We start from the raw sequence: 14,032 nt of genomic DNA, 5'->3' as shown, positions 1-14,032 counted from the left end.
CTACACCATTGATTTAGCCAGCTCCTCAGCATAAGCATCGACACTCCCAGTCGCTGACGCCTGTCCGGGGGAGAGTGCTGTCACCAGGTCGAGCGGCGCGAGCGAGAACGGCGCGTCTTCGGGGATCAGGAAGCCGAGGTGACCAGCGACGATTGACGCTCGGGTGATGTTCAAACGGTCGGCATCCCCCAACGAAAGCTTGTCCGCCCACGAGGTTGCATGTGCTCTACAGGCTTCAATGTGGGACGCGGACATCAAGCCGTTACGCATTTTGGAAAACGACGGTTCTGCTCGCCGAAGAACGAAAACTGAGTCCCACGTCGTCGAACCGGCAAAGCGGTGCGGGCTCGCTTCGCTATCGCCAAGAAGGGGGAAGACCGTTACGGGTTCAAGGTCGTTGGCGGCCAGCGCATGACCGAGAGCCTCCCAGGCACGCACAGAGGCGTGCTGAAATGTGAAAACAAGGCGTCCATCAGGAGCGAGAATTCTGGTGGCTTCGCCGAAGCACGCAGCGAGCCCGTCACTGAAAATCTTGACGCTGTCACCGATGCGTTTCTTCGCGGCGAGAGACTTTGGCGACGGTCCTCCTGGATCTTCAATTTGTCCCGCCGCGGCCAGCCAGGGGACGAAGAAGTCGGAAAGCTCGCTGTAGTCAATGTTGTCGAGGTACGGCGGGTCCGTCAGAACCAGATCCACCGACATATCCGGCACCATTGAAAGGTGCCGGCTATCGACATTGTGGACCTCTGCTCGAGTGTTGTGCCCGAGTGCTGGTGTCGAAAGGAACCCGTTCGGTGTCAACTCTCTCGGGTCCTTGGCGTCAGCAATTGCACGCGAAACCTTATTGAGCGCATTGGGAAACGTGCCTCGTCCAGTCTTCACCAGCCAGGGGTTCAGCTCCACGGGCCGGGTCGAGTGCGCGAAGGCTCGAAGGGAGAACAGGGGAGTCACCTGCCGGTATCCAGCGCTGTAGCGGGTCAGCATGTTGTTCGATGTGAGGTGATTGGAGAGGGCCAGCGAAAAAGTCATCTGGTCTCGCGGGTCAAGTGCCGGAATCTGTGCCAGGAGGCGGTTCAAGTGGAGCAACTGACGCTGGTTGAAGAGCTGCGTGTAGGTCCTGTACCCGTAGCTCGTCAATCTGCTGTCACTGCGGCCTTCATGGGGTATCTGGCGAGACGGCAGAAGCCCGCTCTCTTGCTCTAGGGCTGCAGTCGCGGAATCGTACTGCTCGAGGTCGTAGGCATTGGCTTTGTGGAACGTCCTTGCCGCCATGGGTACCGGCCGTCCTGAAGCGCTCTCAGCGGGTATCGATTCGATCGCGAAGAGGCGGTAATTGGGCGTTGCCGTCGTCCTCCTGGCCAGATGAATCAACTTCTCTTCATGTCCGCAATTGGGGCATGTGACTGCTCCCTTGCGGGCAGTTCCTTGGGTCAAGAGCGTCGCCGATCCACAGTGGCAGTCCAGGGTCTCCGACTTCCCGTCCAAGGCGGACACGTCTCCACATGAGCTGCAGAATGCCCATTTCCCCGAAGGAGTGCTCGCGAGGAGGTAGTCGGGGTGTGCGTCGAAGTGGACTTCACACGCCCCGCACTCAACGACTTGGACCCAGAAGAAGTGCAACCCGATGCGTCTCTCGCCGGCTGGCGAGATGGTTTCGTAAAGCGCTCGCTGGGCGGCGGAGGCCGCAAGGGCGCGATCCACGAGCCGCGCCGGGTCCGGGATGCTTCGCGCGGCAAGCTCGAATTTCGTGACGAGACAAGCAACAGGGTCGATGTCGGCGCCCACGACGTCTGCTCCCAGTCGTTGCGCCTCATAAAGGCTCGTGCCGCCTCCAATGAAGAGGTCTGCCACCGTCAAGCCACGCAGGTCCGCCTGCCCGTTGAACGCGTCCCAAAAACTTTCGCCCGCCGGTTGCTGAGAGGCAACGAGGAGGGCCCTCATGGCGGTTCCGAAGCGGCGAGCGAACCACTTGTGTGCCGTGTAAATGGGGCGGGGCCGATGGGCCTCGCGCTTCGCCAAGACGGCCAGTTCTCGGACAGGCAACTCGCCGGCGTCGAGGATCGAGAAACTCGGCATATCATTCCTACCTCGCGCTACCAGGCCAAGGCTCTCCCTTTGGCTCATACCTATTCTCGCGTACAGGGCAGAACTCGGATTCCACCTCGAGCACCTGAGGCTGAACTAAAGGGCCACAGTAGGAATGCGTCTAACTCTGATTCTCGAGGGCACCTGTCAGCGCGATTAATGAACACCACGTCACGCTCGTGGCGGGCGCCCTGCAAGTAAATTCGGTGGAACTCGTGGCGAGGCTGAGCCCGGGCCCCTAAAGGAGGTTCGCGACAGTACGCGACGAATGGGTATTGTCAAGAGCGATGTGGCTCTCCTCCCTACTCCAACGCGCGTCCAGCCCCTTGGCTTTGGGCGTCAAAGCCTGGTCGCGGAACGGGGCATTGCCGTGGGTCCAAGGCATGCGCGTGAGGCCGCCGGGACCAGTGGTGGGGGCTAGCTCTGGAAGCGCGGTCGCGTCGTCGACGATGTCCTGGCAAGAGATCTTGCTCCGTCGCCTGACGGGCCGGTTCTATGGGCTGCCCCGATCGTCGAGCACGGCTAAGGCAGAGGCGATGCTCTGGGCGGGGAATCAGTACGTGTATTACGGGATTGGCAGAAACTCCCCAGAATTTGGTGACTATGTTGCTGTTTTTGCAGCTATCGAAGACGGAACCATCTCCGGAGCTGTCGCGCCGTTCGACACAGGAGGGGTTGCGCTCGGCCACATCTCTCTTTCAAACCCAAGTGTTGACGCTCCTGCCGACGTGGTCCACCGACACGCCATTCCATTGCAGTCGCATCAAGCCGCGCTTCGCGCTTGGATCACTGATTCCTTTCACCCCAGTTCTGACTACTTGACTGAGGACAGGGCGGTGACGCCCGAGAAGCCCTTCGCGCCGGAAATTTCGATGTCCCGGCGGGCTGATCCGCGCCGATGGGCTTGGGAGGGTCGCCTGCGAGCTGTCATGACGGACCAGAAACACCTGAGGGCACGGCATGTGTACTTCCGGGAGGACTATCTTGGCCGCTACCGCCGGTGGTTGACGAGCCATGAGAATCCGCTTGGGCCGGAAGAAAGCTTGAAGCATGCTCGGCTTCTAGGTCGAGTGGCCAAGAGCGTACCGGACCCTTACGGGTCAATGACATCTGATTTGCGGAAAAGGAACTTCAATGAATGACATCCGTGTCGTTGGCTTCGCGGCCGACCTCTTGGGCAATGAGAATGCCATATTTTCTGCCGACCCGGTGCTTGACGTCGAGGGCACGTTGTTTGTCGCCGTGAATGGCCGCCATGAGTCCGTGTCTCTGCGCGAGGTGACGGAAGACACGCTGCCCTACGTTCATCGGCTCCGTACATCTCCTCCAGTCTGGCATGAGGCTGGGCAGGTTGTGGCGCTCATTGGGCCTCAGCTCAAGCAGCTAGTGGAGGGCGTTCACTCCCTGAGGGGACAAGCGGACAAGCTGCACGATTGGCACGTAGCCAGTCGCGGCTTTTCCTGGAACGTCATGGAAAGAGAAGCACTTGCAGACTTCCGAATGACGGTCCGAAAGGCGGTGAGACCGCTATTGCTTGGGTCCTTGCGTATTCGCGTAGAGAAGACCAACGGAGATGCAAAGGCTTACTTCGATCTGTTCTCGGAGTTTTCCCCAGTTGAAGATATCGATTACTTCCTCCTCCGAGCGCTCTACTACCAAGAGAACAACGACCCGCATGCCCTGCACCTAACCGCCGTCTTTGCCGTCGATACAGTGCCTGGAATCCGTAGCGCACGTCAGTTCTACCGCAAACTTCGGCAACTCACGTCGCAGCTCAGAGCGCAGCAACTCGAGGACGAGCCCGCGAAGAATGCTTCTGCAGCGCCTGAGGCAGCTTTCGCTCGTGCCTTCGGCGCAATGGGTGGCTTTAGCAAGAACTCCTCACTGCTTCACCCATCGGGTGGTGCCGGGAATGCCCATCGGAGTAGCAGCTACCCGTCACTCCAGTTGAGCCAGTCAGAGCGGTTTGAATTAGGAAAGGCCAACAATGACGCACGATGAGTCCCTCAATTCAGCGGCGGACGCCTCGGAAGACCTTTCAGCCGCCCTTGTATCCGAGGACGAGCAGAGGTGGCGCCGTTACAAGGAAGCAGCTCGTGACCCAGGATACGGAAACCGTTTACGCGCAGCCCTTGAGGAATGGGAAGCTGAGGAGCCTTTCGAAGTCGGTCAGCTAGTTCGCTGGAAGCAGTGGCTGCGCAACAGACAGTACCCAGATCTTGATACGCCGGCAATCGTCGTCGGTTTCCCGATGAAGAAACCCACGAGGCACTCGGACGAGGCCGAGGTGGAGGACGACGATATTCTCCTTGGCTTCCTTGATGCGGACAGAGCTTTTCATGTTTTCGCGTTCACAAAGCGCCGCTTCACGGCCTGGTCGGACTAACGCGGGTAGTAACACTTGCAGGCAGCGTGGGCCGGCGGAAGGACGGGCTCCGATCGACCTCGGTCGGGGGAGATTGGCTCCCGACGCTCAAACGTGGGCCTTCCGCATGCTAACCCCAGGAAGGCGTACGCGAGTAGCCGCAGGGGCGAGGTCGAAATTCGCCCTCTGAGCGTTCAAGCACCTTGTACGCGTGGCCCCAAATCAGACCATCGCACTCGGGCGCCCCTGCGGCAAAGGAGCGCAGCCATCTGAGTCACGAGCTAGTCGATCAAGACTTCGGAACGTCACCCAGCCGAGGGAGTACCTCGAGGTAGGCCTGCAAGTAGGAAGAAGCGTGCCGAGTGCGACTCTGTTGGTGCGCCGTAAGCGCTGCGCCGAGCATGAAAAGGGCCAGGACGCAGGCTCCGGTCGTGAGGAACAGGGACTGAAAGAGTTCCAGCGATGACGCAGAAGTCAAGTCGAGAGTGCGCGGAAACATCGTGACGATGATTGCGAAGGCCGACAAGCTTGCTACCAAAATGCCAAGCTGTATAGCGGGCTGACCCTCGGATCTCTCCCGTAGTTCCCCAATGACCTTCTGACGTAGTTCGTCGTTGTCTTGCACTGCCGACTTGAAGGCCTCCACTTCCCGATGCTGAGGCACGCCTCCATTTCCAGGCTGGGGCATGAAGTCCTTCCAGGCCTCCGCGTCGTTTCGGATAATGCGTCTCTGCTTCATTGGTTCCCCCTAGAAATGCCTTCGGACTTGCTAGGTGACTGTCGGCGGGAGGTGCCTGAGCGTTAGGCCATCTGCCATGGACTGCACGTCAACGTAGAGATTCAGCCGCCGTCTGAGGCGTTCGGGCCCGAAGTGATGCGGCAAGCTACTTGTTATGGTGGCCATGAGCAGAGGCCTCACGGGCAGGGTCTCGCAATTCGACACGCAGGCGTTGCGACCCCAGCCTTCCCGGAGGCTTGGAGGGATGCCATCCGATCGTGGCAGGTTCCTAGATGTGGTTCGGATGCGGCCTGAGCTATAGATTTATAGGAACGGTTTCTAAGCGGATTGTCCGCTTTGCCGACCGCGCGGCGCACGACCTGAGCCTTTGGCCGATGCGCCGCAAAACTGCTTGAGCGTGATTTCGACGGCCGCTTGGCAAGCTCAGGGGGAGCACTATGAATACGGAACAAGCAACCACCGTGGGGGGCGCTGGGAGGCTTTTTCCGGCTGGAGTGACGGAGGACCACTCTCCCGGCAAACGCATCACCGTCGTGCGACTCGCGGAGGGTGATATGCGAGAGTTTCTCCGCAGTTCGATCCCCCTGACAATTCGCAGCTACTTCGCACCCGCCTATGAATCGATGAGCCGCCTAGAGCGGACATTCGCCGCAGCCGTCGACGGAGCATTGCCCGGGGCGCGTGCGAAGCGGACCCGCTCTGGTGACCTTGGCGAGATTCTTGGTGCGGAGTTCATCCGCAGTACGACTAGCTTCGAGGTCATCTTTCGGCTCCGATGGAAAGATCGAGCAAGCCTGGCCATGCGCGGTGACGACCTCATCGGCGTGCGCTTGACATCCGGCCGGCGGGCACGGCCGCGCTATCTCAAAGGAGAGGCAAAAAGCGGTGTAAGGCCGGGGGCTAGCGTCATCGCTGCAGCTCGCGAGGCGCTCGATAAGGATAACGGGTTGCCCAACCCAAGCACGAAGGGCTTCATTCAGACGCGACTGTGGGAGGAAGACCATGAAAGTCTCCTGGCTGCCGCTATGCGCGCCGACGTCACAGTGAAACTCTCAAGGATTGAGCACCTTCTCTTCATTCTGTCCGGCGTGGACCTGCAAAAAGGCCTGAGGTCCGACATGGACACCGCCTCTTCGAAAACCGGCCAGCATTCAGTTCTGGTCCACATACCAAACCACGCCAACTTCGTAGCTAGCGTCTATGAGGGAGTGATCGCCGATGCCGGGCGCTGAGGACCTCGCTCTCGAGGTCATGGCAACAGTTGAGCCGGGAAGCAACGGCAATCTATTGGCGCGGGGTCAGTCGCGCGCCTTGGTCTGGAGACGCGGCTTGGTTCCGAGAAACGGGCCGAAATTCGCGAAGCGACTCAGTTACGACCTCATGAGTTACGCGTTTGGTCTCGCATCGAACGCACTAGCCTTGCTGTCGGAAGCGGATGAGGATAACGACCTCTCCAGGCCTGTGGAACTTGCGTTTGAACGAGCAGCTGAAGCCATGGAGGCTGTGTTAAGAGACGGTGACCCCGAGGCCCCTGATCGCGACATGAACATAGCCATAGCCGCCATGTGCTATCACTTGGCGGGCTACTCCGCACGCGCCTATTCTCTCGTCGATCGAAATCCGATTCATGCTGAAAATGACGCAACGGCATACGCTCTGAGCCGGCTGATGCTCCGGGACCTGGATGCTCTAAGCAAGCACATTGGGGAGAGAATTCCGCGGCTTATCTCCCTTCTGGATTCTCCTTCCAGGAGTGACGAACCAAAGCTGAGTCAGAGTGAAACACCAGGAATGTATGACGAAACGATTATCGACCCGCGATTTCATGCCCTAGATCTGACGTTCATGCAGGCTATGAGCCTGATGTTGACCGGACTCGACCATGGGGCTCGGGGCCTGTTCGATGAAGCTAGGGCGTCTCTTGCGAGGAGCGCCACCCTTGCCGCAGACCACGGGTTTGTCTTGCAATGGTGGACGCATCGGCTTGCGAGCCACCTCCTGGAGGGGCTGTGGAACGCGAGTCTGCACGCGAGGGTCCCTCGAGTGCCCCCTCATTCCGACGCCGCCAAAGTTAGCAGCGGAAAGTGGCACCACCTCAGAGATGCTTTCATTACTCGGTTAAGAGCACGCGCCCGGGCTGAAGTTGAGTTGTGGCCTTCTCAGTTGCCTGGAGCAGCCGCCGTTCTTGAGTCCGACGCCGATCTCGTTCTCTCCATGCCCACCAGCGCGGGCAAGACGCGCATCGCCGAACTCGCCATACTTCGAGTCCTTGCTCGTGACCAGCGCATCATTTTCGTTACCCCACTCAAGGCGTTGTCCTCTCAAACCGAGCACAACCTGCGAAAGCTCTTCGTCCCCCTCGGCTACTCTGTCTCCGCCCTGTACGGGCCTATGGGCGTGACTCCGAATGATGGGCGAGGTCTTGCCAGTAGCGACCTAGTCGTAGCGACCCCTGAAAAGTTCGACTTCGCTCTCCGGAAAGACGAGGAGTTACTGGGCAACGTTGGGCTGATCGTCTTCGACGAGGGGCACATGATTGGGCCTGGCCAGCGGGAAGTGCGTTACGAAGCTCAGATTCAGCGGCTCCTAAATCGCTCTGATGCCGCTGGGCGACGCATCCTGTGCCTCTCTGCAGTCCTTCCGGAGGGAGACGCCCTCGCTGACTTTGCCGATTGGTTCACTGGTGAGGGCGAATCTGGGCTCATCCGCACAGATTGGACACCTACACGTCGGCGTTTCGGCCTGGTCGAGTTGACTAGAGCCGGTTCGGGTCGCATGGAACTTACCGTGGGTGGGGAAAAACCATTCATTCCGCAACTGTTTCCGCAAGGTACGCCAGTTGGGCGCCGAAAGTCGCTGTACCCCAACGACCAGCCGGAGATGACCCTCGCCACCGCAGCGGCGCTCATCGGCCGCGATCACACAGTCCTTATCTACTCACCCAGGAAAGCGTCCGTGCTTGCGCTGGCCAAGCGCATCCCTAGTCTCCACCGGCAAAGACTTCTTGATCCCGTTCCGGTAAACAATCAGCCTGCCGTCGACGAGGCTGTTCGTGTAGCAGAGGAACTTTTTGGACCGGAAGACGTCGTGACTCAATGTCTTCGGCTCGGCGTTGGCCTCCACCACGGGAGTCTGCCCACCCAGTATCGGCACCACGTCGAGCGGCTCATCCGTGAGAATGCACTCCGCTTGGTGATCGCTTCCCCAACCTTGGCGCAGGGCATCAATCTTTCCGCGACGACAGTGGTCTTTCACGGCATTTTTGGGTTGGACGGTGGTCCAATGCCTACGGCCGACTTTCTCAACGTGATAGGTCGTGCCGGCCGGGCCTTCGCTGACGTCGAGGGGCTGGTCCTCTTTCCCGTCCTCGAGCACGACGGCCGCAAGCGGCGAACGAAGCTCGATGCCTGGGACATGCTGCAGACGGCAGCTTCCGAGCACACTCTCCGGAGCGGCATCGTCGAGGTCGTTCGACAAGTCGTAAGCCGCATTCAGAGGGCTGTCCCCGAAGAAGACGCCGCCAGCGTTGTCGAGTTTGTTCTCAATCAGCAAGAGATCTCATCCGGAACGGGCGATGATGACGCTGGCGAATTGGCTGCTCTAATTGCCCTGATTGACGTCAGTCTGCTGAGCCTGCTCGGAGGGGCAAGCGACGACGACGACGTGACGGTTGCACTTGAGAAAGCCCTAAAAGACTCACTTTGGTCCCGATCACTTTCGCGGCTGCCAAGGGCTGAGCAGCTGCTCTACCCCGAAGTGCTCAAGGCGCGTGCCGGTGTGGTTTGGCGTGAGACGACCGCAGCTCAACGTCGAGGCATGTTCCTAGCTGGAATTGGCCTGCAAACGGAGCGTCTGCTTGCAGAGAGGGAGGCGGCTTTAGGCGCGTTGTATGAGGAGGCCACGACGGCCATCGAAACGAATGACAATGAAGCAGCCGTCGCGGCAATCACGGCGCTTGTGGCTCTGCTCTTTGAGATTCCGCCCTTTACGCCGGCGTCTAAGCACCCAACAGAGTGGGAAGCAGTCCTCGCCCACTGGCTCTCAGGGGGCTCGCTGAACTTCTCCGATCCGACGGCGACCTATGCTGCCTACGACTTCATCGAGGACTCGGTCGGTTTCAATTTGTCCTGGGGCCTCGAATCAGTGCGTAGCCGCCTTGCTCCTGAGGAGCGCCTTCTGCCAGAGAAGAGTGTCAATTGGGTGGCTCTCGCGGTCCAAACCGGATCGCTTGACCGAGCCGCGATGATGCTTCTCCAGGCCGGGCTTCCGTCACGTTCCGTTGCTCACATAGTCGCGAAGGAACTAAGTCCCACTGTCACAAGCTTCGCCACGTTCAATGCCTGGCTCGCATCCTCATCGTTACAGGCCTATTCGGAGCGGGTCGACAAGCCCACGCCAAGTTCGCACAGTCAATGGGTCGACTTCCTTCGAGATCAGTCGGAGACGGAAGAATCGAGCTGGTCGCCAGTGCAACGCTCCCTGCCCGTTCTTCCGAACCAAGCGATGCCTGTGGAAGTGCCTGTGCGCCTAGCTAGGGGGAACGATGCCATTCGAGGGGCCGATTCCGAACACCTAGGACGGCTTGCGGTGCCTTTCAGTACGGCAGCGCAGTTCTGGCGGGCGTGGACTACCTCCGATGGAACGGTTCGAGTGGAGGAGTGGCATTGATGCCTGAGCCATGGCAGAGCAAGCGCGCTTGACGGGCTAGTCCCGCAGCCCTACGAATCAGTCTCGAGATGTCTCATAGGTGAGGGCTCCGCGTCCCACCGAGTTCCGGCAATAGTGCGAGCCAGTATCCCCAGGAGTTCAGTCCGCGCAGCAGGGGCTCACTCAATTGTCGGACGGAAAGTGCTGGCTGCGCGAGATCGCGAGGCGCCGCGGTGGTGGACTGCTCGTAAGAGTCCTCGTCGTAGGCCCTACTCGACGCGCCATTGGTGTAGCCAGCAAAGGTCAGGGACGTGCGACCCCTAAGCATGGAGCCTCGAAGGCCGACGTCCCAAGTGCCGAGGTACCCCGTCATGTCAGAAAGAGCCCTTACCCAAGCCAAGAACCTCCAGGAGTTTGCAAGGACGACACCATCCAGAAGGCGGGCAGGACCACGTTCGTTGCCGGGCGTGCTCACGCGCGTGATGATCATGCTTACTGACGCATCGATACCAATATGAATCTCCATGCCGAATTTTTCGGTGCCCTCGGACTCCAAAGGATCTTGCAGCAAGTTTGTCAGAACGACGGATGACGATCGAACCTCAGGCGAGAAACCCTGGAGGTGCGGACCATAATTTCTTAGCGCCGAGGGAACCGACTTCTCGGCTTGACCGATAAGGGGGAACAGCTCCTCGTAGCGGTCCCAGATCAGGTCCTGTGCCAGTCGGGGGCTTGCGCGTCTCGGGGTGGCGACTAAGTAGAGATGACCGAAGGCTGGCGGGGAAAGGTGACCTTCCGCTCCGGTTCGGCCGGGCTGAAGGTAGGGGTCCTTCAACTGCAGGGCATCAAGCGCCCCGGCCGTAGAAATTTGGAAGCCGGCGTTTAAGCGGTGCAGGCGGAGTACCTCAGCGTCAGGAAGAGATCGGTTCGTCCGCTCTCCTCGCCCGTAATACCGACCGTCAACCATGTGGGGGGCATCGGGGCTAGCTGGTATGTCGACCCAGATATAGCCGAGGCCTGAAATAGCTGACGTGATCTCGCGGGGGTGCACAACGAGAGGTGGGTCGATTCTGTTTGCTGCGATCTGCTCAATTCGCTCGAGGGAATCGTGCAGGTCCACGGGTGAACACTCAAAGGTGCGGGTGTCCTTGTGTTCTCGGACGCCAATCAGGAGAGCGCCTCCATCTACGGCGAAAGAAGCAAGATCCTTGGCGGTATCTCTCCGCGACCTGTCCGAGTCTCCGATGAGGGTCTTCACGTCGAGGTTATTCGATTCGGCTATGTCGCCGGCGGCTAGGGCGGAAAGCAAGTCTGCTTCAGTAGCGGGTGGCCAGGTCACGTGTCCCCATTCATTTCGGCAACCGTACCCGGCATGCTCAGGGTAAAGGGGTGTACCCCGTGGCCGTCTTGACGAGGTCCTGCTTGAACCCGGCAGGTGACGTGTACGCCGTTGCCGAAGCGGGAACGAAGTTCCAGGTGACACCGTCGGCGCCCTGACGGACCGCACCTCCCGTCAGGTCGTCACCTTCGACGCCGACGGCAAGGCCTTGAGCGTGGCCGACCGCAACGGGAACGCCACCAAGATCACCTACACGAGCGCCGGTCAGCCCGAGTCGCTCGTGTCGACCGCGGGCGTGATCGGGACGCGCACCGCTGCGTTGGTCTACAACCCCAGCACCCTGCAGTTCACCGCCACCCAGACCGGGGATGCCTCGAACGCGAGGAGCGTGAAGTACCAGAAGGACTCGTCGTCGAACCTGACCTCGATCATCGACGCTGAGGGCAACACGACGTCGTTCGCTTACTCCGGGACGGACCTCACCTCGATCACCTCGACCACGGGTGCGGTGACGACGTTCTCCTACGACGCAGCTCATGCGGTGACCCGTGTCGATCAGCAGAACACCACCGCAGGCTCGCCCGGCACCTCGACGACCCGCCTGGCGTATACCTCCTCCACTGAGACCCTCGTCGCGGGTCCGAACACGGATGCGGCCGCAGCTGTGACCGCCGTGCCCCGGACGACGTACACGATCAACCCGGCCCAGGAGGTCGTGACGAAGGCTGTCGACCCTGCCGGGCGTGAGCGTTCAGCGACCTACACCGGTAACGCCGACACAGAGTCCTCGACCGTCGGCCAGGCCGGTGCCGCCACCTCCGGCACGACCACCGGCACCTACGGCGCCAACACGGGCGAATCCCTCACGAAGGTCGCCTCCCCGGGAGGCGCATCGGCGAGCACTACCTACGGCTCGACCGATGCCACGGCCTACCTGCCCTCATCGACCACCGATGATGCTGGCAACCAGAGCTTGCAGACGTACAACGGTGCCGGAAACCAGCTGAGTAACGCCGAAGCTTCCGGCGCCCAGGCTGACCTGACGTACAACACTGACGGCACCGTGGCTACCGCTACTGCCCCCGGGAACGGCGCCAACAAGACCGTCTACAGCTACAACAGCAACCACCAGTTGACCGGCATGACCCCCGTCACTGGAACCAGCCTTGGCGCGAAGGCTTACACCTACGACTCCTTCGGGCGAATGGCCTCCGAGACCGACGGCCGCGGGAACACCACCCGCTACACCTACGACAAGCTCGACCGCCTTCTCCGCACTGAGATCACCGGTGGCCCTTCGCAGGTCGACACCTACGACAAGGCCGGCCGGGTCACCAAGAGCGTCAGCGACACCGGCACGATCACTAACACCTACGATCAGCTCGGACGTCAGCTGTCCACGATCAACACTGCCGGTGGCGGCACTGTTAGCTACACCTACGACAAGGCTGGTAATCAGCGCACCCAGACTGACTCTTTCGGCACCTACACCAACGCCTACGACGCCTCAAACGTCCTCACTACGACGACCTACCCCAAGGGCGGCAAGACCGGTCAGATCGTCTACGAGACCGATGCCAACGGGCGCCGCACGGGCACCTGGCTGCAGTCCAACGCCGCGCACACCGTCTGGGCCGGCAAGGAGCTTACGGCCTACGACACGTCAGGCCGAGTCAGCAACCTCAAGGCATGGACTGGATCGGGCGACACTAACAACACCGCCGTCTACGACACCACCTACTGCTACAACACCACCAGCCCTGCCCCCACCTGCGGCACTGCCACCGTCAATGACCGCCAGAAAATCCAGTGGTCCCGGGACAACCTCACGGGCCAAGTCACCACGTACAGCTACGACACCCAGGGCCGCGTGACCCAGGTCGCCCAGGCTGGCGGAACGGGCGCCAACACGTACGCCTACACCTACGACGCCCGAGGCAACCGCCTCACCGCCATCGTCACCGGCGCCACCCCGTCGTCGCAGACCCTCACCTACAACGCCGCGAACCAGATCACCTCTGCCGGGTACGCCTACGACGGGACCGGGAATCTTACGGCGAACCCAACGACGTCGTTTACGTACAACGCGGCGCAGCAGATGACCAAGGCTGTCAAGGGCAGCGTCACCAGCACTTACACCTACGCAGGCGTTGACCAGAAGGCGATCCTGTCCCAATCAGTCCCTTCAGCGGTCAGCTACAACGCCACCTACGGCAAGACCGACGAGAACGGCAATCCCACGATCGTCAAGTACACCGGCGGCAGCTCCGGCGCCCACGTCTACTCGGACCCCATCACCGGACAAGCCCTGATGCTGACGACCTCGTCGGACATCTCCGCTCTGTACGTCTGGGACGGCCTGGGCAACCCTGTCGGCCTACTGACGGACTTCTCCACCAACTCCTTCTCCTACGCCTACGACCCCTACGGCGCCCGTGCCCTGACCGCCGGCGGCACCGGAAGCGGAGCCGGTCAAAATCCCTACTCCTTCAAGTCCGGCATCCAGGACCGAGCAACCGGCCTCGTCAAATTCGGGCTTCGTTGGTACGACGCGACTGCTGGCACGTGGACTCAGCAGGACACCCTCGACGCTCCCCTCGAACCGGAGAGCGCGAACAGGTATGCCTTCGCGGCAGGTGATCCAATCAACCTGGCAGACTTGACGGGTCAGGCCCCCAACAGCTGCTCGGCCACCCTTCTCGCCGTTGGCACCGCGAATACCGTCGTGTGGTCTGTCGCAGGACTGGCGGCCTTCACAGGACCTGGGGCGGCTGTGGCAGCGGGAGCCGGCCTCGTCACGGGCTTGGCCCTTGGCATTACGTCTCTCTACTGCTGAGCAAAGCCAAGAGCAAGGGAA

Annotated in this window: 8 protein-coding genes; 6 read left to right on the top strand and 2 right to left on the bottom strand. The window is 60.7% G+C overall.

Annotation, left to right across the window (positions count from 1 at the left end; genetic code table 11):
* Positions 1-2,076: a hypothetical protein gene (locus tag ASL10_RS15860; RefSeq protein WP_157485197.1), complete on the bottom strand. Its 2,076-nt coding sequence runs from the start codon at positions 2,074-2,076 to the stop codon at positions 1-3.
* Positions 2,077-2,621: 545 nt separating this feature from the next.
* Here ASL10_RS15860 and ASL10_RS15855 point away from each other — a divergent pair.
* From ASL10_RS15855 to ASL10_RS15440, 5 genes are all read left to right on the top strand, one after another.
* Positions 2,622-3,227, top strand: coding sequence for a hypothetical protein (locus ASL10_RS15855; protein WP_157485196.1), 606 nt, complete (start codon positions 2,622-2,624; stop codon positions 3,225-3,227).
* Positions 3,220-4,086 (top strand): hypothetical protein, encoded by an 867-nt coding sequence (locus ASL10_RS15850; protein ID WP_157485195.1) that lies wholly within the window; start codon positions 3,220-3,222, stop codon positions 4,084-4,086. The genes ASL10_RS15855 and ASL10_RS15850 overlap by 8 nt, the downstream gene beginning before the upstream one ends.
* Positions 4,073-4,471, top strand: coding sequence for a hypothetical protein (locus tag ASL10_RS15845; RefSeq protein WP_157485194.1), 399 nt, complete (start codon positions 4,073-4,075; stop codon positions 4,469-4,471). Before ASL10_RS15850 ends, ASL10_RS15845 begins: the two co-directional genes overlap by 14 nt.
* Positions 4,472-5,626: 1,155 nt before the next feature.
* The gene (locus ASL10_RS15840) at positions 5,627-6,421 is read left to right on the top strand and encodes a hypothetical protein (RefSeq protein WP_157485193.1); all 795 of its coding nucleotides are present in this window, start codon (positions 5,627-5,629) and stop codon (positions 6,419-6,421) included.
* Positions 6,408-9,857: a DEAD/DEAH box helicase gene (locus tag ASL10_RS15440; RefSeq protein WP_082460085.1), complete on the top strand. Its 3,450-nt coding sequence runs from the start codon at positions 6,408-6,410 to the stop codon at positions 9,855-9,857. Before ASL10_RS15840 ends, ASL10_RS15440 begins: the two co-directional genes overlap by 14 nt.
* Before the next feature lie 73 nt (positions 9,858-9,930).
* Here the strand turns inward: ASL10_RS15440 and ASL10_RS15435 are convergent, their stop codons facing one another.
* Positions 9,931-11,175: a helix-turn-helix domain-containing protein gene (locus tag ASL10_RS15435; RefSeq protein WP_255350771.1), complete on the bottom strand. Its 1,245-nt coding sequence runs from the start codon at positions 11,173-11,175 to the stop codon at positions 9,931-9,933.
* Between the two features lie 214 nt (positions 11,176-11,389).
* Here ASL10_RS15435 and ASL10_RS02490 point away from each other — a divergent pair, with 214 nt between their 5' ends.
* Positions 11,390-14,011 carry an RHS repeat domain-containing protein gene (locus ASL10_RS02490; RefSeq protein ID WP_056044023.1) on the top strand — a complete coding sequence of 874 codons (2,622 nt, stop codon included), beginning with the start codon at positions 11,390-11,392 and terminating at the stop codon, positions 14,009-14,011.
* Positions 14,012-14,032 lie beyond the last annotated feature (21 nt).

Origin of the sequence: Frigoribacterium sp. Leaf8 (genome assembly GCF_001421165.1) — a bacterium.
Taxonomy (GTDB): domain Bacteria; phylum Actinomycetota; class Actinomycetes; order Actinomycetales; family Microbacteriaceae; genus Frigoribacterium.
The sequence above is the reverse complement of the archived record's forward strand: the minus strand, read 5'-3'. Positions and strand labels throughout refer to the sequence as shown.